The following is a 26,411-nucleotide window of genomic DNA, read 5'->3' as shown; positions in this document are numbered from 1 at the left end:
AAAATTGTTACTTTATTAACAAGACTACTCATTGCTTTTCTGAACTGATTTTCGTAAATTTGCAGAAATTTGCAACCGTCTATGAAGCCAGATTCCAGCACTAGAAACGATATTTCCTTTGATGATTTTCAGTCTCAAATCTTAAACGATTATGAATTGGCTGTTACCAGTAGGGAATGTAGTTTATTGGGTAGACGGGAAGTACTCTCCGGTAAGGCCAAATTTGGAATTTTTGGGGATGGCAAAGAATTGCCACAATTGGCCATGGCCAGAGCCTTCCAAGATGGAGACTTTAGGAGCGGTTATTACCGTGATCAAACATTTATGATGGCCCTTGGGTATCTCAGCCCAAAAGAGTTTTTTCATGGACTTTACGCTACTACGGATATAGCAAAAGAACCCATGAGCGCTGGCCGACAAATGGGTGGCCATTTTGCAACACATAGTCTAAATGAAGATGGTACCTGGAAAGATTTAACAAAACAAAAGAACAGCAGTGCAGACATTTCATGCACCGCCGGTCAAATGCCACGGCTATTAGGCTTGGCACAAGCATCTAAAATTTACCGCAACCTTAAGGATATTGAACAAACCAATTTCTCCATTAATGGTAATGAAGTAGCTTGGGGGACTATTGGCAATGCAAGTACAAGTGAAGGGCATTTTTTTGAAACCATCAATGCAGCGGGGGTTCTTCAAGTACCTTTGGTAATGTGTGTTTGGGATGATGCTTATGGCATTTCTGTTCCTGCAGAATTTCATACAACAAAAGGAGATATATCCGAAGTTTTAAAAGGGTTACAACGTGATGATAACAATGATGGATATGAAATTTTAAAAGTTGCTGGATGGGATTATACTGCGCTCATCCATGCTTTTGAAAATGCATCAGAAATAGCAAGGGAAAATCATGTGCCGGTTTTGATTCATGTAACGGAACTTACCCAACCGCAAGGCCATTCCACTTCAGGTTCACATGAACGTTACAAATCTGAAGAGCGATTATTATGGGAACGTGAGAATGATTGTAATAAGCGCTTTCGAGAATGGATTCTTGAAAATGGTATTTATACCGAGGAAGAGCTGAAAAGCTTGGAAAGGGAAATAAAACAAAAGGTGCGTGCTGCAAAAAAAGAAGCGTGGGCAGAATTTCTAAGACCACATCTTGATGCAAAAAAACAACTGGTCCAGCTACTTGAAAATGCTGCTCAAAAAAGTGCCAATCGTAGTTTTATATCAAAATTGAAGAATGATCTAATAGCCATTGAAGAACCACTAAAAAAAGATTTAGCGGTAAAATCAAGAAGGGCTTTAAGGTATCTTCTAGGAGAAACAACACAAGAAAAATTAGCACTTCAACAATGGACTGAAAACTTTATGGCTGCAACACAGCCTAGATTTAGTTCTCACCTCTATAGCGAACAGGCCAATAGCGCCCTTAGCGTTGAAGTTTTTGAACCATCATACTTAAATGATGCAGAGCAAGTGGATGGAAGAGTAATTCTGCGTGATAATTTTGATGCACTTTTTGAAAAATACCCAGAAGCATTGGTTTTTGGAGAGGATACCGGAAATATTGGTGATGTAAACCAAGGACTTGAAGGACTACAAAAAAAATATGGGCCGCTTCGAGTTACAGATACGGGAATTCGTGAGACGACCATTATTGGCCAAGGTATAGGGCTTGCTCTAAGAGGATTAAGACCCATTGCAGAAATTCAATACTTAGATTATATCCTATATGCGCTGCAAACCCTTAGTGACGATTTGGCAACATTATTATACCGTACCGCCGGAAAACAAAAAGCGCCTTTAATTGTAAGAACTCGCGGGCACAGATTAGAAGGTATCTGGCATTCTGGATCGCAAATGGGCGGATTAATTCACCTTCTTAGGGGAATGTACATTTTGGTGCCTAGAAATATGACCCAAGCTGCTGGATTTTACAATACATTAATGAAAAGTGATGAACCTGCGCTGGTTATTGAAAGCCTTAATGGTTATCGCCTAAAAGAGAAAAAGCCTGAGAATCTTGGTGAATTCTGTACTCCTATCGGAAAAGTGGAAACCATAAAAGAAGGCCAGGATATTACGCTACTTTCTTATGGATCTACATTAAGGATTGTTGAAAAAGTTGCGCAAGAATTAATAGAGGTTGGTATTGATGCCGAGGTCATAGATGCCCAGTCTCTTCTCCCCTTTGATCTTGAACATGACTTGACAAAGAGTTTGAAAAAGACAAATAGACTTCTTATAATTGATGAGGATGTGCCTGGCGGGTGTTCTGCATATTTGCTTCAAGAAATTATTGAAAAACAAGGAGCTTATAAATATTTAGATAGTGCACCACAAACACTTACTGCCAAAGCTCATCGCCCTGCATATGCTTCAGATGGTGATTATTTTTCAAAACCAAATGCAGAAGATATGTTTGAAAAGGTATATGAAATCATGAATGAAGTTGACCCACAATCTTATCCTGCAATGGGTTAAACCGTAATAACTTCAATATTGAAATCTACTTGGCTTTCGACTTAACTTTTTTTTTAATAAATAATTATTGTTTTCATTAAGACATAATTTATACTTTCACGAAAATTAAATTCCCCCTTCAATGAAAAACAATATTCTAATACATTTGGGACTTGCTCTTCTTAGGATTGTCCCTTCTGCTTTTATGTTGACCCATGGTTACCCAAAATTTCAGAATCTTATAAGTGGTAATACTGATTTTCCCAATCCATTGGGGATTGGTCAGGCTCCTACCCTCTTCTTGACTGTAATTGGTGAGTTTATATGTCCTATCCTTATAATCATTGGCTTTAAAACTCGTTGGGCCGCTGTTCCCACAACAATTACAATGCTTGTTGCAGCCATAGTAGTTCATGGAGCCGACCCTTTTGGGAAGAAAGAATTGGCATTGCTTTATGCTACAATTTTTATTGTTGTTTTCCTATTAGGACCTGGAAAATATAGTGTAGACAAGAAATAGGTCTATGCAATTTTTATAAGCAGTTCTTTTAGAAGATCGGCCTGTGCCATATTGTTTGCTCCAACTCCTTTACTTTTTAAATCCAGTTGCCGTAAACTTGAGATTATCCCACTCACACTTTTCATAGGATAATTTTTTGCTGCAACGGTAAATTCATTTACAAAATATGGATTTATACCAAGCACTTTGGCCACGTTGCCGGGAGAATGGTCATTAAGCCCATGATATTGCAAAAGTTGGGTGAAAAAAGTGTTCAACAAGGTAATGGTAACCACAAATGGATTATCCTTGGGGTTTTGAGAAAAATAATTAATAATACGGGTGGCCTTACCCACATTCCTTTCTCCAATAGCTTTTTTAAGTTCAAAATTATTGAAGTCCTTACTAAACCCAATATGCTCCTCAATCAGCTCTGGAGTAATTTCTATTGTTTCCGGCACAACTATGGCCAGCTTATCTAGTTCGTTACTGATTTTACTTAAATCAGTCCCTAAAAACTCCACAAGCAACATACAGGCTTTTGGGGAAATCTTGCGTTTTCTTCCGCTTAATGTCCTCCGTATCCATTCGGAAACCTGATTCTCATACAGTTTTTTACTTTCAAAAAGTTCGCCATTTTTTTGAATGGTTTTATACAGCTTTTTTCGCTTGTCCAGCTTTTTGTATTTATAGCAAATTACAAGTATGGTAGTAGGTTGCGGATTCTCAACGTAAGCACTAAAGTTTTCAATGTTACGAGAAAGATGCTGCGCTTCTTTTACAATGACAACTTGATATTGGGCCATCATAGGGAAGCGTTTGGCATTTAAAATTACTTCATCCACGCTGGTTTCCCTTCCATAAAGAACCATTTGGTTAAATCCTTTCTCATCTTCCGTCAATACATTATCCGAAATATATTTTGAAATCTTATCAATATAATAGGGTTCATCACCCATCAAAAAATAAATAGGTTTTGGTGTCCCTTGATTAATGTTCGCAACAATTTCCTTTATCCTATCCATTCAGAAAAAATCATCAAATTTGTCCAATGCAAGCGTTGAACTTTCCCAAGTATTCGTTTAGAATCAAAAATAGCGAAAATAGGCTCCATATCTTTGATGTGATCCGCAAAAAATTTGTGGTGCTGCAACCTGAAGAATGGGTACGCCAGCATGTAATCCATTATTTAATTTCAACAAAAAAATACCCCAAGAGTCTCATCAATATAGAAAAACAACTGGTTGTCAACAATCTGAAAAAGCGTTATGACATTGTCGTTTTTAAACCAAATGGCGCTATAGAAATCTTGGTAGAGTGCAAATCACCAGATATAAAAATTGATCAAACCACGTTTGATCAGATTGCGCAGTACAATTATCTTTTAAAATCCAACTACCTAATGGTGACGAATGGTATTGACCATTATTATTGCGAAATGGATCTTGAAAATGAAAAATATAGGTTTTTGAAGGAAATTCCTGATTTTAGCCGTTAATTTGCTCCCGTTTTGAAAGTCGCCGTTGTCATACTAAATTGGAACGGGAAGACATTGCTAGAAAAATTTCTTCCCTCGGTTATTGCCCATTCACATGGAGCAAGTATATATGTTGTTGACAATGCCAGTACAGATGATTCTGTTGCATTTATAAAAGATACCTACCCAACCATAGGTATTGTCCAAAACACTACAAATGGTGGATTTGCAAAAGGATACAATGATGGATTAAAGAATATTGAGGCTGATCTTTTTTGTCTTTTAAATTCTGATGTTGAAGTTACCGCCAATTGGTTGAAACCTATACTTGAAGCTTTTAACACAATCCCCGAAGCAGCCATCATACAGCCCAAGATATTGGATTTAAAACGAAAGGAATATTTTGAGTATGCTGGTGCAGCAGGTGGCTTTATTGATAAATTGGGGTATCCGTTTTGTCGTGGTAGAATATTTCAAGCTTTGGAAAAGGATGAAGGTCAATACGATGATATAAAAGAAGTCTTTTGGGCTACTGGTGCCTGCATGTTTATTAAGAGTGATGTTTTTAAAGCCCTTAAAGGATTTGATGAAGATTATTTTGCCCATCAAGAAGAAATCGACCTTTGCTGGAGGGCCAAAAATTCAAATCACAAGGTATATTATGTAGGAGAGAGCCAAGTATATCATTTAGGGGGTTCTACCTTAAAGAATATGAACCCAAAAAAGACATTTCTTAATTTCAGGAACTCTCTGTATTCCATCACCAAAAACCTGCCAAGAAAAAAGGCATTATCCATAATTTTTTTGCGACTGATATTAGATGGTATAGCCGCTTTACGTTTTGTTTTTCAATTTAGGTTTAACCATTGCTTTGCCATTCTGCGCGCACATCTAAGTTTTTATGCTAACTTTAGGAGGTTTTACAAAAAAAGAGAAAAAGCTAATTTTATATTAAAGTACTATTCAACAACATCCATAGTCTGGTCTCATTTCGTACATCAAATAAAGAATTTTAACATTTTAGTAAAAGATTAACGATGGCGAAATATTTAAAATTTCATTTTTATCTAATTTTGCCTGACCATTTTAGCATTGATATTTAACAATCCTTAATTTATACATTCAGATTATGAAAAAAGTTTTCCTAGGAACATTAACAATGGCAATTTTATTGTCATCATGTGTATCACAAAAAAAATATGCTGAGCTAGAAGCACAGCAAAAAGAAACCCAAGATCTTTTGAACTCGGCAACTGTTAAACTTAACGATTGTTTAGAGGAGAAAGCGTCTGCAACTTCAAAATTGCAAACCCTAGAAGATCAAAACGCGTTTTTGAAAGCAAACAACCAAGAGTTGATCAACAACATGGGTAATTTGACTACATTAACCACAAAAGGTGCTGAAAATCTTGAAAAATCTCTTGAAAGTCTGCAAGAAAAAGACTTAACCATTAGAAAGTTGCAAGATGCTGTTACAAGAAGAGATTCTGTAAATCTTTCTTTGGTACAAAGTTTAAAAGGAGTTCTTGGCAATTTAGATGATGAAGACATTGAAATAAGTGTTGAGAAAGGTGTAGTCTTTGTTTCTATTTCTGATAAATTGTTGTTCAGAAGCGGAAGTTACAACATAACCAATGCTGCCAAAGGAGTCTTAGGTAAAGTAGCTAAAGTTGTAAACAACAAACCAGATTTCGAATTTTTAGTAGAAGGGCATACGGACAACGTTCCTTATTCTAGTGGTGTTTTGGTAGACAACTGGGACTTAAGTGCAAAAAGAGCAACAGCTATTGTAAGAACATTGCAAAAAGATTTTAACGTGGCTCCTGAACGTATGACCGCTGCCGGAAGAAGTTTTTATGTTCCATTGGCATCAAACGATACTGCAGCTGAAAGGGCAAAAAATAGAAGAACGCGTATTGTTGTTCTTCCAAAAATTGACCAATTCTATAACATGATAGAAGAAGGAATGAAAGATCCTGCAATTGGTGGGTCTGGAAAATAATTTATATTATAAAGTAAATTTAAAAGCGGCCTTAGGGCCGCTTTTTGTTTTTAGAAGCTTTCTTAAAAAATATCCAGACTACCTTTACCTTCCCTTATAACTTCAGGCTGCCCAGTGGATAGATCAATAACTGTGGAGGCTATGTTTCCGCCATATCCTCCATCAATAACTATATCCACCAAATTCTCCCATTTCTCAAATATAAGTTCTGGGTCGGTTGTGTATTCTAAGATATCGTCTTCATCATAAATGGAAGTAGATACGATTGGATTCCCCAATTCTGTGACCAAGGCCTTCACAATTTCATTATCGGGGACTCTTATGCCTACAGTCTTCTTTTTCTTAAAGTCCTTTGGAAGGTTATTGTTGCCTGGAAGAATAAAAGTATAAGGACCTGGGAGTGCTCTTTTTAAAATTTTGAATGTTACTGAATCTATTTGTCGCACAAAGTCTGAAAGGTTACTTAAATCAGGACAGATAAATGACCAGTTCGCTTTTTCCAACTTTATACCTTTTATACGGGCAATTTTTGCCAAAGCTCTAGAGTTCGTGATGTCGCACCCCAGACCATATACGGTATCAGTGGGATAAATAATCAACCCGCCTTTTCGTAGCACCTTCCCAATTTTCTCTACTTGTTTAGGGTTTGGGTTTTCTTCATAAAGCTTTATCAGCTCCGCCATGTGAGTTCCGTTTAAATAAAATCATTTTAAAAATTTGAAATGCAATAATCTCTAGCAATCAAATTGTATACAAAGAAACAAAGATTATGGGCAAAACTTATGTTTGAGTCCAAGCAAGGGTTGTCAAAACCCTAATTTTTAACCTTTTGTGCATCCCTTTGGTCAAATACGCTGTTTATCAAATGAAAAAGGTCATGAATCCATTTCTCCCTGTACCACACTAAAAAAATGACCAATTTTATGTTGATTTTAATCTAATCAGCACAAATCATGATGCTTAGCCCCTACATTAAAGCCCTGACTTTTTTTCTCCTATTGGTTTCATTAAGCTGCTCTAATCAAAAAATAGAGAACAAATTATATGCTAAAAATTTTAGCTTTGATAATGGGAAACAAGTAATTGATAGTTTAGATGTATTACTACAAAGACTATCAAGTATTGATCCAGATAACTCTTCATTTTCAGAATCTGCAATTCTTGTCAACGAGCATATCAGAAAGACAATAGAAAAAGTGAAATCTCCAAAAGTCTTGTCTGAGATAAGTACATCATACTATTACAAAAAACATGATTTTACTTTCGCTATATCAGATAATCAAAAGATAGGGATATTCTCTTGGGATACCAGAATCGGTGAGTCTTTGATAAATTATAAAAACATTGCACTGTTTACTGTAAACAAAAAGGTTGTCCCTACATCACTAAGCGGGAATCCGGCATGCTACAATGAAATTTATACTTTAAAAACAGAAGGGAAACAACCTCTATACCTCTTTCACGGATGGGGTAAGTATTCCGCAATGGAATATTATTACAAGGTAGATGCATATACTTCTGTTAATGAAGGTTTAGAAGAGTCCAATATATTTCCAAATAACAAAAGCTCCATGGCTTCTTACTATAGCATTGAGGATTTGGGTTTTGAATCTCAAATGGATTTTAATATAGAAAAAGATGGGTCATTAATTTTAAAACCAGAAGCTTGGGGTTCAACCGTTGTGTATAGACCTATGACATTCAATGGAAAGACCTATGATAATGAACATTTAAGAGAAGAAATAGACTTAAGTAATGTGTCAAAAGAAAAGGATTTTGAGCAAAGAAATTCCTTTAATTTTTTAAATGGTTCAGAGCTTCCACTATCTAAAAATAAAGAAGGAGAAACAGATATCTATAAATTTAATGACCTATTGGAAATACAAGTGACCAATAATTATAAAAAGAAAAATACAGAGGTTTCTATTTATTCATCAAGTATTGATTCCCTAACGTTTAACTTAAAAGATGTAGCTAGTTTGATTGGAAAAAAGAACGAATTTCTTTTCTTTTCGGGTAGTGGCGCCTCAGAGAATTGGCCTTTGCTCATTTATAATATGGAAAGTGAAAAACATGTTCTATCCAAACACATGGCGAAAGCCCTAATAAAAAAGCGGGAAATTCTATTTGCAGAATTGGTAGATGCTACAAGCAATAATGATATTAGAGAAATTGACTGTAATCTAGATTATGGAGATCAAAAAGGATATTTCAATATTTATACGTTTCCTTTTAACCAAGAAAACCCCATTGTGGAATTCACTGATCAGGTATTTTGTGGATACGTGCAATAGTTGAATCATTCAAAATGAATTTTGGAGGACTCACACAAGCCTTTTAATCCTTTACCCTTCTAAAATCTCTAACTTGGCAAAGCGGAGCAGTAGTTTTTTAATATCTCCTCTTTCAAATTGAATCTCAGCTTTTTTATCATTACCAATTCCTTCAACTTTTAAAACCTTTCCTTTTCCAAAACGGGTATGGTTTACCAAAGAACCTTCAACCAAATTAGGGTCAATAGAACCTGTATTGTTCGCTGGAGCTGCTAGTTCAGGTTTTAGTTTTCTAAGTTTTCGTAGTTGATTTTCATTTGGTTTATGTACAGCTGGAGGTGCTCCGTTCTTTGGTTTTATTTGACGTAACTTGCTTTTATCCACATCACCAAAAATATCAACATCAATCATGGATTTATATCGATAGCCATCATTAACGGGAGTAAGATTCTCAACATATTGCTCATCAATCTCTTCTAAAAACCTACTGGGCTCTGCATCAATAAGTTTTCCCCACCTGTATCGATTTTGTGTATAGGTAAGAAATGCTTGTTTTTCAGCCCTGGTCAATGCCACATAGAACAATCTTCGTTCTTCTTCCAACTCACTTCTTGTGTTCATGCTCATCGCAGAAGGGAACAGATCTTCTTCCATCCCAACAACATAGACATAAGGAAATTCCAGTCCTTTGGCCAAATGAATGGTCATTAATGCTACACGGTCATCATCTCCTGTATCCTTATCTAAATCTGTTGCCAAGGCAACATCTTCCAAAAACTCTGATATCGCTCCAGTAGCATCTGCCAATTCTTTCTGTCCTTCTACAAAATCTTTTATTCCATTCAAAAGCTCTTCAATATTCTCCATTCTGGCTATGCCTTCAGGAGTGCCATCTTTTTTGAATTCCAATAATAATCCTGTCTTTTTAGTAACATGTTCTGCAAGAGTAAAAGCGTCAGAACCTTCGTTCATAATCTGAAAACTCTTGATCATCGTTACAAAATCGCCCAGCTTACGCTTGGTTCCCGTATTGATTTTCAAATCGAGTTTTTCCATGTGTTCCATCACTTCAAAAATGGAACGGCCATAGTGATTGGCAGCTACAACCAATTTATCAATGGTGGTTTGACCAATGCCCCTTGCAGGAAAGTTAATCACCCGTTTTAAAGCTTCTTCATCCTTTGGATTAATAACCATTCGCAAATAAGCCAGTACATCTTTGATTTCCTTTCGTTGATAAAAGGAAAGACCTCCGTATATTCTGTATGGAATGTCCCGCTTCCGTAAAGCATCTTCTATGGCTCTTGATTGAGAGTTGGTTCGGTACAAAACGGCAAACTCTCCATTTTGCATTTGTTGCTGCATTTTATTCTCAAAAATTGAGCTAGCTACATACCTACCCTCTTCTGCATCAGTAATACTTCTGTGTATTTTTATTTTACTCCCTTCATCATTGGAAGTCCAAACTATTTTTTCCAGTTGATTTTTATTCTTGGCAATAATAGAATTGGCAGCATTTACAATATTCTTTGTAGATCGATAATTTTGCTCCAAACGATACATTCCCACATCATCATAATCTCGTTGAAAATTCAAGATATTACTGATATTAGCACCCCTAAACGAATAGATGCTCTGGGCATCGTCCCCAACTACACAAATGTTCTGGTAGCGATCGGACAATGCCTTTACTATGAGGTATTGGGAATGATTGGTATCCTGATACTCATCTACCAGTATATACCTAAACCTGTCCTGGTATTTCATCAAAACCTCTGGAAAACGCGTCAACAACTCATTGGTCCGTAATAAAAGGTCATCAAAATCCATTGCGCCTGCCTTAAAACAACGGTCCACATAATTTTGGTAGATTTCTCCAAGTCTGGGTCGCTTGGCCATGGCATCAGCCTCCACTAATTCCGGGTTTTGGAAATAAGCCTTTACAGTAACCAAACTGTTCTTATAAGAAGATATCCTATTTTGTATTTGTTTGTATTTGTAAATATCCTTGTCAAGTCCCATCTCTTTTATGATAGAAGCAATCAATCGTTGAGAATCTTGGGTATCATAAATTGTAAAATTGCTCGGGTAGCCAAGTTTATCTCCATCAAAACGCAGCAATTTTGCAAAAACCGAGTGAAACGTTCCCATCCACAAATTCTTTGCTTCAGAACTACCAACGATCGTGGCAATTCTCTTTTTCATTTCACGAGCAGCCTTGTTGGTAAAGGTTAATGCAAGAATATTAAAGGAATCCACGCCTTGATCCATCAAATGTGCAATCCGGTAGGTCAAAACACGGGTCTTTCCGGAACCTGCGCCAGCAATAACCATAAGGGGGCCATCTTTGTGCAGTACAGGGGCTCGCTGCGCATCATTCAATTCATCCAAAAAAGTATTCAAATGCTAAAGTATTTTAAGTAAACGTGAAATTAGCCAATAATGGTTTCATGCTAAAATCATCCTTTCAATACTTATAAACACGAAAGTAGTTTTAATTTGATTTTGAATATATTTAGACACTCAAGAGTGAATAATGCAACATAATTATTTTTTCCCTTTATTTTTTGGTTTGATTTGTTTAGTCGGAAGTGCTCAAAAGAAGCAAGCCGGCCCAGTAATAGAGAATTACGGTGAAGTTTGGTCTGTTGAAAATCCAGATTTTAAAACAGATGTCGATGCAGAGTTCAAAGCAGTTTTTGATATCATGAACAGCCCTGAATCTCACACTGAAATTAACAGAAGCATTGAAACTGCCGCCCGATTCTTGAACATGCACGTTCAAGGCGGTGTTCCCCAATCACAACTCAAAGTAACTTTAGTGGTGCACAATAAAGCTTCTAAGGATGTTATTGATAATGAGGCATACAAGTCCAGGTTTGGCGTTCCTAACCCAAATTATGATATGGTAAAAACGTTGATGGATTCTGGGGTAGAAGTTATTCTTTGCGGCCAGTCTTCAAATTCACGGAAATATCCTAAAAATGAACTTATTTCCGGAACCAAAATTTCGCTTTCTGCAATGACTGCACTGATTCAGCTTCAAAATGAAGGTTATCGACTTATAAAATTTTAAATCCAACATATATGAACAAAATTTTCACACTTACTTTCCTATTAACCAGTTTATCCATCTGGGCACAAGGCCCCAACCTGGAAAAAGATTATTCAGCGGTTGAAAGCAAAGTAATTGAATGGAGGCGAGATATCCATCAAAATCCTGAATTAAGCAATAGGGAGTTTAAAACTGCCGAGAAAATTGCAAAACATCTAAAGTCTCTTGGTATTGAAGTACAGACCGGAGTAGCTGTAACCGGCGTTGTTGGCTTACTTAAAGGCAACCAATCTGGTAAAGTGGTAGCGCTAAGAGCAGATATTGATGCATTACCTGTCACCGAACGTAATGATCTTGCATATAAATCGGAAGTGAAATCAGAATTTTTAGGTAAAAGCGTAGGTGTCATGCATGCATGTGGACACGATACCCATACTGCCATTTTAATGGGAGTTGCCGAAGTACTTTCCAAAAACAAAGACAAAATCAAAGGAACAGTAAAATTTATATTTCAACCAGCTGAAGAAGGACCACCACCAGGTGAAGAAGGTGGAGCATTGCTAATGGTAAAAGAAGGTGTACTCACAAATCCAAATGTTGATGCCATTTTTGGTCTTCATATTAACTCACAAACCCCAGTAGGAACTGTAAAATACAAGCCAGGGGGTAGTATGGCTTCGGCTCAACGTTTCGTAATCAATGTAAAAGGAAAGCAGACACACGGCTCTCAGCCATGGGGAGGAGTTGATCCAATTTTAATAAGTGCTAAAATTATTGATGGTCTGCAAACTATTATAAGTAGGGAAACTGAATTGATTAACGAAGCTGCTGTTATATCCGTTGGTAAAATAACCAGTGGGGTTCGTTCCAATATTATTCCTGAAAGTGCTGAAATGATTGGTACCATAAGAACTTTGGACTATGAAATGCAGAAATTCATTAATAAACGTATGGAAGAAATGGTACCTGCCATCGCGAAAGTTTATGGAGGTGATGCTACTATAGATATCCATACCTCTACAGCTATCACATACAATGATTTGGATTTGACCGCTCAGATGGCCCCTACCCTTAAAAAGGTAGCGGGAGAAGAAAATGTTACCATTCATAAAGCCATTACCGGCGCTGAAGATTTTAGCTATTTTCAAGAAAAGGTCCCAGGGTTTTATTTTTTCCTTGGAGGTATGACACCCGGAAGTACTGAATCTTTTCCACATCATACTCCAGACTTTAAAATTGATGACAGTGGCTTGTTATTAGGTGTAAAAACCATGACCCAACTGGCATTGGATTATCTGAATATGTAAAATGGATATCTTATTGGATTTTTTGGCGAATGTTCCTTGGTGGGCATGGATTCTCATATTTCTACTGTTTGTGGCAATACGTGACATCTTTTTTCAAAAAGCGCATACCATAAGCCATAATTTCCCAATAGTAGGGCATTTAAGATATTGGTTGGAAAGTATTGGCCCAGAAATGCGCCAATACTTTGTTGCCAATAACCGAGAAGAACTGCCCTTCAATAGAATAGAAAGAGGTTGGATTTATGCTTCAGCCAAAAAGGAAAACAATTATGAAGGGTTTGGTACTGATAGGGATATCTATTCTCATCAGCACATTTTTATAAAAAATGCCATGATTGGGTATCAAATGAGGTCCAATCATCCAAATATTGAGAACCCATACTTTCTTCCCTGTGCAAAAGTAATTGGAGCGCACAACAAACGTAAAAAACCGTATAGACCAGCCTCGGTTATCAATATTTCAGCTATGAGTTTTGGGTCGCTATCCGCTGCTGCAGTGGATGCCATGAACCATGGTGTTAAAAAGTGTCATGCCTATCATAATACAGGTGAAGGGGGCCTGTCACCCTATCATAAACAGGGTGGTGATGTCATATTCCATTTTGGCACAGGGTATTTCGGTGTCAGGTCTAGAGAAGGTAATTTTTCCATAGAAAAAATGAAAATTTTGGTGGATGAAAACCCGTGCATCAAAGCCATAGAGATAAAACTGTCACAAGGAGCAAAACCAGGTAAAGGAGGTGTTTTGCCCGGAGCTAAGATTACCCCTGAAATTGCTAACATACGAGGTGTTGAAGTTGGAAAAGATGTCCTCTCTCCCGCCACACACAAAGCGTTTAGTTCAATTCCAGAACTCTTAGAACTTATTGAAGCGATAGCGCAGGAAACTGGACTTCCCGTTGGTATCAAAGCGGCCATTGGAAAAATGGAGCAGTGGAATGAATTGGCCGATTTAATGAAGAAAACTGGAAAAGGACCTGATTTTATTACCGTTGATGGTGGTGAAGGTGGTACTGGTGCGGCTCCTCCAAGTTTTGCTGATCATGTTTCTTTACCTTGGGTCTATGGGTTTGCATCGGTTTACAAAACATTCAAGGATAGAAATCTTACGGATCGTATTGTTTTTATCGGGAGTGGAAAACTAGGTTTCCCTGCCAAAGCGGCCATGGCGTTTGCCATGGGTGTTGATTGTATTAATGTGGCTCGTGAAGCTATGATGAGTATTGGGTGCATTCAGGCACAAGTTTGCCATACCAACAGATGCCCAACCGGAGTGGCAACCCAAAGTAAATGGTTGCAAAATGGCATCAATGTTCCTTTAAAATCAGACAGATTAGCTCAATATTTTAAAACCTTTAGAAAAGAGTTTATAGAAATTACACATGCTGCAGGCTATGAGCACCCAAGTCAGTTTACTATGAATGACATACAAGTAAATGTGGATGATGATTATCTAAGTAGTGATTTGGAAACTGTTTATCGTTATAAAAAGACAGCAGTGCCATTTAGTTCCATGCAAGAGCTTTATGACTGCGAATATCTTGGTGGAAAAACTGCTTTGGAAAAAACATCATAATTTAGCCTTCAAAATCAAAAAACAATAAATACGAATCTATGAAAAGACATTTACCTATTTTACTGGCGCTATTGTTTACAGCTGCAGGGCTTTCCCAGAAAAAAAGCGAGCTTTTTGCGGAAATAGAGAACTTAAAAACCGAAATAAGAAATGTTGAGGATGAACTTGCACAGTCAAAGCGAAAAATCTCTTCAAGCGAGGCAAAAGCACAAACTTTAGAAAATGAAAATATAAGCCTCCGTGATGCTAATGGCACTCTCCTTAAAAATTTAAGTAGTTTTTCAGAACTTTCAAAAAAGAGCAGTGATAATGTCAATGCAACCTTAGCGGCTTTAGAACGGAAAGAAAAGCAGCTCAGTGGCATCAATGAAATGATAGCATCAAATGATTCCACAGCTATTGTTTTATTGGGAAGAGTAAAGCAGACCATGGGCAGCGAAGCTAAAGCTGATTTTGTAGATGGGGACATTGTAATATCCAACAGTTTAAACACATTATTTGGTTCTGACACTTCTTCTGAATTAACTGACTTAGGGAAAACTTGGCTAGAAAATGTGGCAAAAGTGATTATAGCCAACCCAACCTTAAAAACGAAAATAGAAGGATTGAATATTACAGGGGAATTTGGAGTAACCTTTGATCAGGTAAATGCCATTTCAAAAGAATTAGTGGACTCTTTTGAAGTTTCCACTGAAAATATTGGCATTTCCGTTAAAGATGGAAATTTTAAAGAAGGAATCGCCATCAGACTACAACCAGATTATAAAGGTTTCTATGATAAGGTTAAAGAAGATATGAAAGCTGGTAACTGATAAGGGGCAAAAAATGTTGAAGCAACAATTACTTTGATTATTAAGCTTTCATACTATTTAAAACTTTACTGCGTTTTATCTCTATAAAATCAAAAAAACCAACTATTCCATGACTGGAGATAACATCTTTCAACTTTTTGCTTATTTATTGCCTGCTGTAGTAACCGGAGCCATTGCCTTTTACTTTTTTAGATTACATACACGAAATGAAGAAGGCCGAAGACGCTTTCTACTTCATAAAGACTCACAAAAAGACACACTGCCTGTTCGATTGCAAGCTTATGAAAGAATGGTTCTTTTCTTGGAAAGAATTTCAATCAATAGTTTGGTAGTGCGTGTTGCTCCAAAAGGGAAGGATAAGAACGATTATGAAAATTTGCTCATAAAACAGGTTGAAACAGAATTTGAACATAATCTTTCTCAACAAATTTATATGTCTGAAGAATGTTGGAACATCATAAAAGCGGCAAAAAACGCTACTATTCAAATTATTAGATCTGCGGGTATGAGCGCAACGGATTCACCAGATAAACTTAGAGAGGATATCTTAAACCAAACCATGGAAAAACAATCTCCATCAACCACCGCACTAAGTTTTGTAAAGAAAGAAGTAGGTGAACTTTGGTAATCCCTACTCCTGATGTTCAGGGTTTATAGGACTAGTTTCTTCATTTTTATTTTTTGCATATAGATAACCTCGTTTCCACCACAAAGTCATCCGTTCTTTATTAAAAATAAGGGAATTTGTAGTTAATATTGTTGGCGTATAGTAGAGATTTATGATTGCATCCTTTTGGTTGGCAACCAGTTTACCTATTCTGATGTTCTGATTCTCAATTCTATCCAACATAAAGCTAAAAGTTGTGGTCATTAGCTCAAACGGGTTTCTTACAGGCATTCTGTTTAAATAATTCACCTCTGTATGCAGCACCACAACATCTACTTCTGTGGCGCCTCTTTTTAAAGCCTCTTCAATAGGAACCAAGCTACCCAGTCCACCATCTGCATATTCACAACCATTTCGTTTTGCAAGACTCATAAATGGTGTATAGTTGGAAGAGATCCAAATCCAATCACAAAACTCCTCATATGTGCAATCATTAACGGACTTATACTCCACTTGATTCAACGATAGATTGGATACGGTAACCACTACATCTGTTATGCCCTGTTTTAAGGTATTAAATTCTTCCGGTGTTACGGATTCCCTTATTAAATGCCGAAGGTTCTCGCTCTCTCCAAATGTCTTTTTACCCTTTATGAAGTTTTTTACCACGTTCCAGTGGTTAATGGAAATTACCTCAACACCATGTTTTTTCTTAATCAGAAATGGGCAATTATTAAAAATACTCTTTTGGTTCACCGAAGAGTAAATTTGTTTAATCTTATCCAACTTGTTTAGAGCCAAATGGGAAATCAACAAACTTCCCGTAGAGGTGCCAACAAATAGATCGTATTCATGCTTGGCCTCTTGTATTAAAAATTGAGCAACTCCGCCTGCAAAAGCCCCTTTGCTACCACCACCAGAAATCACCAATGCTCTCATTTACTCAATGCTTTGTCTAAATATTGTTGTTGTTCTTGACCCAAAGATGGGTATATTGATTTAAGTCGGGCAATGCTTCCTTCTCCTTTCAAAAATTCCTTTAAAATATTGCGGGAAGATTTTTTAAAATGCCAAACATGATGACTACAGGCTTCGACCAGATTTTTAAGGGTTTCATCATTAAATCCTCCAATATTTTTCAAATATTGGAATGCCAAAAGTCTTACTTCAAAATGATACGCTGAACCTGTGTAACTGCTTAGTTCATCAAAATAACCTGGCTTTAGATTGGTATTATATTCCGGGCTTACCAACGCAAGGGTCAACCAAAGCAACCTTACATTCTTATTGGGCAAACCAATAACCTTCCTTGTCTTATCCAAATATGTTTTTTGATTATTTGGGAAATCTGTCCAGAGTCGATAAAGTGTGGCCTCCATAGTTTTGTAGCTCCTATCCAGCAAAAGACTTTCAAATTCCTCTTTTAGCAGTAAAGGTGTTTTCCCAAGTGAAAGTGCTACTGCCTGTCTAACTTTAAGGCTTTCTTCATTCAGTATTTTTTTTAGAAAATCTACCGATAAGTCGTTGCCATAATCCAAAATCAATCGGTATTTTAAATCATCCGACTGCAGCACATCCCATTTATCTGTTAAAATGGTTCCTACTGAATCTGTTTTCTTCTTGATGTTATTTTTAATATCGAAGTAGGTGCAAATAGAAGTGCTTTTATCAATCAAAAAATCCTTCACCTTTTCAAAAGGGAAATCAGATTCTTGTAACCAGGTTTCTTCAAAATCGGAAAGCTTCATTCCAGATGCTTTCTCTATTTCCCAAATAAAATCTGAAATTGTAACATTTTTGTATGCATATTGAGACAGATAGTTTTGGATTCCCTGTTGAAAACTATGTTCTCCTACTCTTTTCTTGAGCATTACTAAGGCCCAAGCTCCTTTTTCATAAAAAGTAAGACTGCCGGCACTAGAATTGGTCAACGCTTCTCCATTTCCATCTCCAGAGAAATTGTTAAGCGCCTCAGCTGTCTCCAATAAACGCCAATAAAAGTATTCCTCCCCAAAAATCTTTTTTTCAGCCAAGTAAGCATAATATGTTGCAAAACCTTCATGTAACCAATGGTGTTCCCCGCTTTGTTCCGTGACCAAATTTCCAAACCACTGGTGTGCCAGTTCATGGGCATTTACATTGACATAGTTTTTATCAGCAAAAGCAATGGAATCCACCATAAAAGTGTTGGAAAAAATAGTAGCCCCTGTATTCTCCATCCCTGCATACAAAAAATCTTGTACCGGTATCTGCTTGTAGTTCTGCCAAGGATATGGAATCCCTATTTCCTTTTCTAAAAAGTCAAAAATTTCTTTCGTATATCGATAGGTTGGTTCGGCTTTTAAACTGTCCTTAGGCTCATAATATAATTCTATTGGAATCTTAGAAGTTGAAGCTGTGGTCCTTTTTTCAAAATCGCCTATAACAAAAGCTACCAAATAGCTGCTCATAGGTTTGTCCATGTTAAAAGTCCATACCTCTTTGTTTTCTTTTACGACATTTTTTTCTACCAATTTTCCATTAGAAAAAACAGATAACCCATTTTTTGCTGTGATGTGCATATCAAACTCCACCTTCTCGTTCATATCATCAAAACTTGGTAACCAATGGCTTGTATATTTCCCTTGACCTTGTGTCCATATTTGATCGTTTGAAGGATTTTCATCTTCCCAACCTAAAAAATAAACCGTTTGTTTGGGCTTAGTAGTATATTCCAGTTTTATAATGTGCGAGCCTCCTTTCTTAAATTTTCTTTTGATGGAAATTGTTTTTCCATCATTGACAAATTTGACTTTCTCCATGTCTAACAAAACAGAAAGTAAATCTATGTTGACAGCATCCAAAAAAATGGAATCCACATCTTTAAGAACTTGAAATTCATATGCTACAGTGCCATCAATCCGTTTTTCCTCTGGAAATGCTTCAACAGAAACCCCAGCTCTTATAAAATCCACTTTATCCTGTATTTGGGACAATAACATATGTCCAAAAAGAAAAAAAAGAACGATGGGGCGTAGCTTCATGATTTGTAAATAGCAAAAGTCTTTCCAAATTACATATTTTAGTTTGATGAATCCCAATTTTCTTGAAACTCCCATTCCATATTTAAAAGGTGTAGGGCCAAATAGGGCTGATACCTTAGGGTCTGAGTTGGGTATTCAAACCTATCGGGATTTGCTACACTTATTTCCAAACAGATATCTTGACAAAACCAGCTATTACAAGATAAATCAACTTCAACCCAGTGGAGCCGATGTTCAAGTGGTTGGAAAAATTATCCGTATTAAAACTGTTGAACAGAAACGGGGAAAGCGTTTGGTAGCCAGTTTTGTGGATGAAACAGGAGAAATGGAACTTGTTTGGTTCCGCAGTCATAAATGGATCAGGGAAAACCTGAAGCTGAATGAACCCTATGTTGTTTTCGGCAGAACTACCCGCTATGGCAGCACATTTTCTATGCCCCACCCAGAAATGGAGTTGTTATCTGAACATCAGAAAGGTTTAAAAATTGCAATGCAGCCTATTTATCCTTCTACTGAAAAACTTAGTGCCAAGGGGATTACAAATCGTGTTATTGCCAAAATGATGCAACAGTTGTTTTTGGAATGTAAAGGGCAATTTCCAGAATCTTTATCAAATGCTATTTTGGATGAACTAAAACTAATTCCCAAAAGCGAAGCGCTTTTTAATATCCATTTTCCTAAAAACCAGGATTTGCTTGCAAAAGCACAGTTCAGACTCAAGTTTGAAGAATTGTTTTATGTACAGCTCCAATTAATTTCCAAAAAGCTCCTTCGAAAACAAAAAATAAAAGGATTGCCCTTTGACAATGTGGGGGAAAATTTTAATACTTTTTTTAAGGAGCACTTACCATTTGAACTTACCAACGCCCAAAAAAAGGTAATTAAGGAAATTAGAAATGATATGGGCAGTAATGCTCAAATGAATCGGCTTCTTCAAGGTGATGTTGGTTCTGGAAAGACCATTGTAGGCTTAATGTGCATGCTGTTGGCTGTTGATAATGGATTTCAAACCTGTTTAATGGCGCCAACCGAGATTTTGGCCAATCAACATTACAATGGCCTTAAAGAACTGTTAGGAGATATGGAAATCAATATCTCGTTGTTAACTGGCTCCACAAAAAAATCTAACAGAAATAGTATTCATGAACAGTTAGAAAATGGGGAGTTAAATATTCTAGTGGGCACTCATGCAGTTCTAGAGGATAAGGTCCAATTTAAAAACCTTGGGTTGGCCATTATAGATGAACAGCACAGATTCGGCGTGGCCCAACGTTCAAAATTATGGCACAAAAATGAAGTCCCTCCCCATATTTTGGTCATGACCGCTACCCCAATCCCTAGAACTTTGGCCATGAGCCTCTATGGCGATTTAGATATTTCTGTTATCGATGAGCTGCCGCCGGGACGTAAACCCATAAAGACCGTCCACAGATTTGACGGTAATAGATTAAAAGTCTTTCAATTCATCAGGGATGAAATAAAAAAGGGAAGACAAATCTATATGGTATACCCGTTGATTAAAGAATCCGAAGCATTGGACTATAAGGATTTAATGGATGGTTATGAGAGTGTTGCCAGAGATTTTCCCCTACCTGACTATCAGATATCTATTGTACATGGGAAAATGAAGCCAAGTGATAAAGATTACGAAATGGAGCGTTTTGTAAAAGGAGAAACTCAAATCATGGTCGCTACCACTGTTATTGAAGTTGGAGTGAATGTTCCCAACGCTTCGGTAATGATCATTGAAAGTGCGGAACGGTTTGGGCTTTCCCAGTTGCATCAATTGCGTGGGCGTGTAGGCCGAGGTGCCGAACAAAGCTTTTGCATTCTTATGACCAGCCATAAGTTATCTGAAGATGCCAAAACACGTTTAGAAACTATGGTACGTACCAACGACGGTTTTGAAATTGCTGAAGTTGATTTAAAACTGCGCGGTCCAGGAGATTTAATGGGAACACAACAAAGTGGCATTCTCAATCTTAAAATAGCGGATATTGTAAAGGATAATCAGATATTAAAAACGGCGAGATACCATGCCATACAGCTGTTCAAAGATGACCCCAGATTGGAAAGGGAAGAGAATCGTTCCATTCTTTTTGCCTATACAAAAATGATGCAGCAAAAAACGATTTGGAATTATATAAGTTAAAAAGCCCAGCTTTCGCTGGGCTTTTTGCCTATGAGTAGTGGTTATATTTAGTTGATTGCTTCTCCTTTTTCCGCTTTAGCAATGTTAGCCGCAACTCTATCCTTGTTGGCTTGTGCTGGCGCATTTCCCATAGCTATTTTCAAATGTTTTATTGTTGACTTATTATCCCCCACGGCGGAATAACCTCTTGCCAAACCATAATGTACAGGCCATGTGTCCTTATGGTTTTTTACATTCCATTTAAAAACCTCCAGAGCTTCAGCATTTTTTCCTTGACCAATAAGTTGTCTGCCATAGCCATGTACCTGAAAAACTGTTCCTAGAGGCAGTGCTTCCTTCATCAATGCTTCTGCTTCTGCAGTTTTTCCTTGCTTTGTCAAAATCTGAGATTTTATGCTCAGGTTATTGAAGGTTTTTTGGCTAAAAAACTGTCCGGCAATTGCAGCATCTACCCAACCTAGGGCTTCATCTAAATCACCACCATTGTTCTGGGCGTAATTTGCCGCCTGTTCCCATGTCTGTCTATTAAAGCCAGGAGAGGTTTGCAATTTTTGACGTATGTCTGCAAGAACATTGTTCGTGACGTCTGTTTCTACTTTAAATGGAATCTGCTTTTTTTCCCAGTTTAATGAAGCTACTGCAGAAGTGGCATCAACTTCATTAAAAGTGTACGTAAGTTGTTCCACATGAGCAATTTCTTTAGCTTCAACATCTACACGGAGTGCATCTTCACTTGGCTCATAGAAATAACTACCCCAAGCATCATAGTTTTTAGAAAAGATAACAGTAGCGGTATTATCTTCATTCACAATCATATGTAGACCATATTTACCTGCGGGCAATGTTTTCCCACCAATGGTTAGGTCATCTGAAGCCTTGAAGATGGTATTTTCATTGGCACCAGCTCGCCATGGAGATTCGGTAGCAGTACCAAACCCTAAATTGTTCATACCGTAAGGAACCAATGCCCCCCAAACTTCTCTATCATTTACGCTAGGTCTAGAATAAACAATGGTAACATCTGTGTTTCCAATGCGCTGAGATACTTTTGCCGTTTGACTACCACGTGGTAGAAAATCTAATTGGGCAAAAGTGCTATTGGAAATAAAAAAAATCGCAATAAGCATCATGGCCGAAATGGCCGAGTAACTTTTTTTCATTTGTTCGTTTTTGATGTGTTAATGAATAAACTTTTAGGTCGATCCTCTAAAGTAGAAAGCGCAATGTCTCCATAGCGTTACAGCAATGTTAAAATAGAACTAAACATGTTAAATTTCAACAGATTAGGCATAATGTATTCAAAATCAATACGTAAATCCTAATGTATTCCTTAATCAAAAAGTAAACATTTATCGGGAATTTCCCTTTAAGCGCATTTTCTTAAAATCAGTTCTTTAAGAATCGTCTTTAAGCGGATAACAATTAAAATGTTTTTTGTTTGAAATCCCCTAAAATCATGAGTAAAGAGGCAAATCGATTTTAAAACCATCCTTGAACATCGTAATTTTCGCAACAAAATACCACCACTTTTTTTTACATATTTTAAATTTACCAGCTTATTAATTATTGAACACAACTATGAGTAAGACACTATTTGATAAGGTATGGGATTCGCATACAGTGCAGCGCATTGAAAATGGCCCTGATGTGATTTTTATTGATAGACATTTGGTGCATGAAGTAACAAGTCCCGTAGCTTTTTTGGGGCTAAAAAATAGAGGCGTTAAAGTGCTGTATCCAGAACGCACCTTTGCCACTGCAGACCATAATACCCCAACACTGAACCAGCATTTACCCGTTAAAGACAAACTGTCCGCAAATCAATTAAAAGCCTTGGAAGAAAATTCCAAAGCCCATAACATTCCCTATTGGGGCCTTGGGCATGAGAAAAACGGAATTGTACACGTTATAGGTCCTGAAAATGGAATTACACTTCCTGGGGCAACTATTGTTTGTGGAGATTCTCATACCTCCACGCATGGAGCGTTCGGTGCAATTGCTTTTGGTATTGGTACCAGCGAAGTTGAAATGGTGCTTTCCACCCAATGTATTATGCAGCCCAAAGCAAAAAGTATGCGCATAAATATAGATGGAGATTTAAATATTGGGGTGACACCAAAAGACGTAGCACTTTTTATTATTTCCAAACTTACCACTTCCGGTGCCACGGGATATTTTGTGGAGTACTCAGGGCAGGTTTTTAGAGATATGTCTATGGAAGGACGTATGACTGTCTGCAATTTGAGTATAGAAATGGGAGCTAGAGGCGGAATGATAGCTCCAGACGAGAAAACTTTTGACTATATAAAAGGAAGGGAGTATACTCCTAAAGGTTCTGCATGGGATAAGGCCATGGATTATTGGCAAACACTTTATTCTGATGAAGATGCCGTTTTTGACAAAGAGATTTCTTTTACCGCTTCGGAAATAGAACCAATGATTACTTATGGTACAAACCCTGGTATGGGTATGGGAATTCAAAATGGTATTCCACTGGCAAATGCTGTGGAAGGAGGAAATGCCACATATAAGAAATCATTGGAATATATGGCTTTTAATGAAGGTGAAGCTATGATAGGAAAACCTATAGACTTCGTATTCTTAGGAAGCTGTACCAATGGTAGAATTGAAGATTTTAGAGCTTTTGCTTCCATCATAAAAGGACGAAAAAAAGCGGATAATGTCACTGCATGGCTAGTTCCAGGTTCACACCGAGTTGAAGAAGCCATCAAAACTGAAGGTATTCTTGATCTTTTACATGAAGCAGGGTTTGAACTAAGAGAGCCTGGCTGTTCAGCTTGTCTGGCAATGAACGATGATAAAATTCCTGCTGGTAAATACGCCGTGAGTACATCAAACAGAAATTTTGAAGGTAGACAGGGTCCAGGATCCAGAACATTATTGGCCAGCCCACTAGTTGCAGCGGCAGCGGCAGTTACGGGAAAAGTAACAGATCCACGAGAATTAATGCAGGAAGTAATCGCTTAAATAAAAGAACACAAAATGGCTTACGATAAATTCAATATACTTAAAAGTTCAGCAGTCCCATTGCCAATAGAAAATGTGGATACTGATCAGATTATCCCAGCTCGGTTTTTAAAAGCAACAGAACGAAAAGGTTTTGGAGACAATTTGTTCAGAGACTGGAGATACCATCCAGATAATACACCTAAGGAGCAATTTGTATTGAACAATCCCATTTACAAAGGAAAAATATTGGTTGGGGGTAAAAATTTTGGCTCCGGTTCTTCCAGGGAGCATGCAGCATGGGCCGTTTATGATTATGGGTTCCGTTGCGTGGTATCTAGTTTTTTTGCTGATATCTTCAGAAACAACTGCTTAAACATTGGTGTTTTACCAGTGCAGGTAAGCCCAGAGTTTTTGGATAAAATCTTCAGGGCTGTTGAGAAAAATCCAAATACTGAATTGGAAATCAGTCTTCCCGAGCAAACCATTACCATTTTGGAAACCAATGAAAATGAGGGTTTTGCCATCAATGATTATAAAAAGGAAAATATGCTAAATGGTTTTGACGATATTGATTTCCTTTTGAACATCGAGAAAGAAATACGAGAGTTTGCTGAGGACACTCCTTTATAGGGCAGCTTTTATGCCTTAAGACCACTATATCTAAAATGAAAACACGTACTGTTGAAATAATGGATACCACCCTTAGGGATGGTGAACAAACCTCAGGTGTGTCCTTTTCTTCATCAGAAAAGCTTACACTGGCCAAACTGCTGTTGGAAGAACTCAAAGTGGACCGAATAGAAGTAGCTTCGGCTAGAGTCTCAGATGGAGAGTTTAAGGCGGTCAAAAGCATTACGGATTGGGCAAAAACCGAAGGTTATCTATCTCGGATAGAGGTTCTTACTTTCGTAGACAAAGGAATTTCATTGGATTGGATGGTAGAAACCGGTGCAAAAGTGCAAAACTTATTGACCAAAGGATCTCTTAACCATTTAACCCATCAATTAAAGAAAACACCTGAACAACACTTCAAAGACATTGAAGCGGTTGTTTCCAAGGCTAAAACTTTGGGAATAGAAACCAATGTATACCTAGAAGATTGGAGCAATGGAATGCGAAATTCACCTCAATATGTATTTCAGTTTTTAGATTTTCTAACAACCCAACCTATAAAACGCATACTTCTTCCAGATACTTTGGGCATACTCACGTATCATGAAACTTCTGATTTTTTAGGTCAAATCATTAAGCGATATCCAAATTCACATTTTGATTTTCACGGTCATAATGACTATGATTTAAGTGTTGCCAACATTATGGAAGCTTTGAAAGCTGGTTGCCATGGGTTGCACCTAACCGTTAACGGTATGGGAGAGCGGGCAGGGAACGCTCCTTTAGCAAGTGCTGTTGCGGTAATCAATGATTTTTTGCCCGAGATTTCGATTGGAGTAAAGGAATCATCACTATATAAAGTGAGTAAATTGGTTTCGGCATTTACTGGTTTTGGCATTCCAGACAACAAACCTATAGTTGGAGACAATGTTTTCACTCAAACGGCTGGAATACATGCAGATGGAGACAGTAAAAAGAATCTTTACTTTAATGATTTATTGCCAGAGCGTTTTGGTAGAAAACGTAAATACGCACTAGGAAAAACATCTGGCAAATCAAATATTCAAAAGAATCTTCAAGAGTTAGGGCTAACACTTAACGATGATGAACTTAAAAAGGTAACAGAACGTATTATAGAACTAGGCGACAAAAAGGAGCGTGTCACAAAAGAGGACCTTCCCTATATTATTTCTGATGTTTTAAACAGTGAATTGCATCAACAACGCGTTTTTGTTAGGTCCTATGTTCTGACTCATTCTAAAGGCTTAAAACCTTCCACTACCCTTTCTATTGAAATAGATGGAAAATCTTATGAGGAAAATGCGCAAGGCGATGGGCAGTTTGATGCTTTTATAAATGCCCTTCATAAAGTATATCAAAAAGAAAAAACGGAATTACCAAAATTGGTGGATTATGCAGTTCGTATTCCTCCAGGAAGTACCTCAGATGCGCTTTGTGAGACCATCATAACCTGGCAAACCAAAGAAAATGATTTTACCACCAGAGGCCTAGATTCCGATCAAACGGTATCTGCTATAAAAGCCACAGAAAAAATGCTCAATTTAATTTGAGAA

At 37.3% G+C, this 26,411-nt stretch carries 21 protein-coding genes; 15 read left to right on the top strand and 6 right to left on the bottom strand.

Annotated elements, in window-relative coordinates; genetic code table 11:
* The first annotated feature begins 81 nt into the window (after nucleotides 1–81).
* The gene (locus tag SJY44_RS11155) at nucleotides 82–2,493 is read left to right on the top strand and encodes an alpha-ketoacid dehydrogenase subunit alpha/beta (RefSeq protein ID WP_298926075.1); all 2,412 of its coding nucleotides are present in this window, start codon (nucleotides 82–84) and stop codon (nucleotides 2,491–2,493) included.
* 121 nt (nucleotides 2,494–2,614) lie between these two features.
* Nucleotides 2,615–2,992 carry a DoxX family protein gene (locus SJY44_RS11150; protein ID WP_298926073.1) on the top strand — a complete coding sequence of 126 codons (378 nt, stop codon included), beginning with the start codon at nucleotides 2,615–2,617 and terminating at the stop codon, nucleotides 2,990–2,992.
* 2 nt (nucleotides 2,993–2,994) lie between these two features.
* Here SJY44_RS11150 and holA read toward each other — a convergent pair whose 3' ends face one another.
* Nucleotides 2,995–3,996 carry a DNA polymerase III subunit delta gene (holA, locus tag SJY44_RS11145; protein WP_396589770.1) on the bottom strand — a complete coding sequence of 334 codons (1,002 nt, stop codon included), beginning with the start codon at nucleotides 3,994–3,996 and terminating at the stop codon, nucleotides 2,995–2,997.
* 26 nt (nucleotides 3,997–4,022) lie between these two features.
* Here holA and SJY44_RS11140 point away from each other — a divergent pair, with 26 nt between their 5' ends.
* The 3 genes from SJY44_RS11140 to SJY44_RS11130 all read left to right on the top strand — a co-directional run bounded on the left by SJY44_RS11140 (nucleotide 4,023) and on the right by SJY44_RS11130 (nucleotide 6,450).
* Nucleotides 4,023–4,469, top strand: a complete 447-nt coding sequence (locus tag SJY44_RS11140; protein WP_396589769.1) for a type I restriction enzyme HsdR N-terminal domain-containing protein — start codon at nucleotides 4,023–4,025, stop codon at nucleotides 4,467–4,469.
* A 12-nt stretch (nucleotides 4,470–4,481) separates the two neighbouring features.
* Entirely contained in the window at nucleotides 4,482–5,483 is a 1,002-nt protein-coding gene (locus SJY44_RS11135) for a glycosyltransferase family 2 protein (RefSeq protein ID WP_396589768.1), read from the top strand.
* A gap of 94 nt (nucleotides 5,484–5,577) precedes the next feature.
* The gene (locus SJY44_RS11130; protein WP_298926061.1) at nucleotides 5,578–6,450 is read left to right on the top strand and encodes an OmpA family protein; all 873 of its coding nucleotides are present in this window, start codon (nucleotides 5,578–5,580) and stop codon (nucleotides 6,448–6,450) included.
* Nucleotides 6,451–6,512: 62 nt separating this feature from the next.
* Here the strand turns inward: SJY44_RS11130 and SJY44_RS11125 are convergent, their stop codons facing one another.
* Nucleotides 6,513–7,133, bottom strand: a complete 621-nt coding sequence (locus SJY44_RS11125; protein WP_396589767.1) for an L-threonylcarbamoyladenylate synthase — start codon at nucleotides 7,131–7,133, stop codon at nucleotides 6,513–6,515.
* Between the two features lie 270 nt (nucleotides 7,134–7,403).
* On the opposite strand from SJY44_RS11125, the gene SJY44_RS11120 reads away from it, so the two are divergent.
* Complete coding sequence (locus SJY44_RS11120) at nucleotides 7,404–8,744, top strand: hypothetical protein (protein ID WP_396589766.1); 1,341 nt, start codon at nucleotides 7,404–7,406, stop codon at nucleotides 8,742–8,744.
* A gap of 51 nt (nucleotides 8,745–8,795) precedes the next feature.
* On the opposite strand, the gene SJY44_RS11115 is transcribed toward SJY44_RS11120, so the two are convergent.
* The gene (locus SJY44_RS11115) at nucleotides 8,796–11,126 is read right to left on the bottom strand and encodes an ATP-dependent helicase (RefSeq protein WP_396589765.1); all 2,331 of its coding nucleotides are present in this window, start codon (nucleotides 11,124–11,126) and stop codon (nucleotides 8,796–8,798) included.
* Between the two features lie 133 nt (nucleotides 11,127–11,259).
* On the opposite strand from SJY44_RS11115, the gene SJY44_RS11110 reads away from it, so the two are divergent.
* The 5 genes from SJY44_RS11110 (at nucleotide 11,260) to SJY44_RS11090 (ending at nucleotide 16,101) form a co-directional block, all read left to right on the top strand.
* Complete coding sequence (locus SJY44_RS11110) at nucleotides 11,260–11,799, top strand: DsrE family protein (RefSeq protein WP_396589764.1); 540 nt, start codon at nucleotides 11,260–11,262, stop codon at nucleotides 11,797–11,799.
* Between the two features lie 11 nt (nucleotides 11,800–11,810).
* On the top strand, nucleotides 11,811–13,085 hold the full coding sequence (locus SJY44_RS11105) for an amidohydrolase (RefSeq protein ID WP_396589763.1): 1,275 nt from the start codon (nucleotides 11,811–11,813) through the stop codon (nucleotides 13,083–13,085).
* Between the two features lies 1 nt (nucleotide 13,086).
* Nucleotides 13,087–14,661, top strand: a complete 1,575-nt coding sequence (locus tag SJY44_RS11100) for an FMN-binding glutamate synthase family protein (RefSeq protein WP_396589762.1) — start codon at nucleotides 13,087–13,089, stop codon at nucleotides 14,659–14,661.
* A 38-nt stretch (nucleotides 14,662–14,699) separates the two neighbouring features.
* On the top strand, nucleotides 14,700–15,473 hold the full coding sequence (locus SJY44_RS11095; protein ID WP_396589761.1) for a hypothetical protein: 774 nt from the start codon (nucleotides 14,700–14,702) through the stop codon (nucleotides 15,471–15,473).
* 109 nt (nucleotides 15,474–15,582) lie between these two features.
* Nucleotides 15,583–16,101 (top strand): hypothetical protein, encoded by a 519-nt coding sequence (locus SJY44_RS11090; RefSeq protein WP_163422518.1) that lies wholly within the window; start codon nucleotides 15,583–15,585, stop codon nucleotides 16,099–16,101.
* A gap of 3 nt (nucleotides 16,102–16,104) precedes the next feature.
* Here the strand turns inward: SJY44_RS11090 and SJY44_RS11085 are convergent, their stop codons facing one another.
* A complete protein-coding gene (locus SJY44_RS11085) occupies nucleotides 16,105–17,019 on the bottom strand; it encodes a patatin family protein (protein ID WP_396589760.1) in 915 nt (304 codons plus the stop codon).
* Nucleotides 17,016–19,103 carry a M1 family metallopeptidase gene (locus SJY44_RS11080; RefSeq protein WP_396589759.1) on the bottom strand — a complete coding sequence of 696 codons (2,088 nt, stop codon included), beginning with the start codon at nucleotides 19,101–19,103 and terminating at the stop codon, nucleotides 17,016–17,018. Before SJY44_RS11080 ends, SJY44_RS11085 begins: the two co-directional genes overlap by 4 nt.
* 46 nt (nucleotides 19,104–19,149) lie before the next feature.
* Between SJY44_RS11080 and recG the strand changes: the two genes are divergently transcribed.
* A complete protein-coding gene (gene recG, locus SJY44_RS11075; protein ID WP_396589758.1) occupies nucleotides 19,150–21,255 on the top strand; it encodes an ATP-dependent DNA helicase RecG in 2,106 nt (701 codons plus the stop codon).
* Between the two features lie 47 nt (nucleotides 21,256–21,302).
* Here the strand turns inward: recG and SJY44_RS11070 are convergent, their stop codons facing one another.
* Nucleotides 21,303–22,415 (bottom strand): DUF2911 domain-containing protein, encoded by a 1,113-nt coding sequence (locus SJY44_RS11070; protein WP_396589757.1) that lies wholly within the window; start codon nucleotides 22,413–22,415, stop codon nucleotides 21,303–21,305.
* Nucleotides 22,416–22,833: 418 nt separating this feature from the next.
* Here SJY44_RS11070 and leuC point away from each other — a divergent pair, with 418 nt between their 5' ends.
* From leuC to SJY44_RS11055, 3 genes are read left to right on the top strand one after another with little or no spacing between them, the layout of a single operon-like run.
* The gene (gene leuC, locus SJY44_RS11065; RefSeq protein WP_396589756.1) at nucleotides 22,834–24,243 is read left to right on the top strand and encodes a 3-isopropylmalate dehydratase large subunit; all 1,410 of its coding nucleotides are present in this window, start codon (nucleotides 22,834–22,836) and stop codon (nucleotides 24,241–24,243) included.
* A 15-nt stretch (nucleotides 24,244–24,258) separates the two neighbouring features.
* Entirely contained in the window at nucleotides 24,259–24,855 is a 597-nt protein-coding gene (leuD, locus tag SJY44_RS11060) for a 3-isopropylmalate dehydratase small subunit (RefSeq protein ID WP_298926018.1), read from the top strand.
* 35 nt (nucleotides 24,856–24,890) lie between these two features.
* Complete coding sequence (locus SJY44_RS11055; RefSeq protein ID WP_298926015.1) at nucleotides 24,891–26,408, top strand: alpha-isopropylmalate synthase regulatory domain-containing protein; 1,518 nt, start codon at nucleotides 24,891–24,893, stop codon at nucleotides 26,406–26,408.
* Nucleotides 26,409–26,411: the final 3 nt, after the last annotated feature.

Origin of the sequence: Allomuricauda sp. R78024 (assembly GCF_044596045.1) — a bacterium.
Lineage (GTDB): Bacteria > Bacteroidota > Bacteroidia > Flavobacteriales > Flavobacteriaceae > Flagellimonas.
Note: the sequence above shows the minus strand (reverse complement) of the source record. Positions and strands in the feature narration are given on the sequence as shown.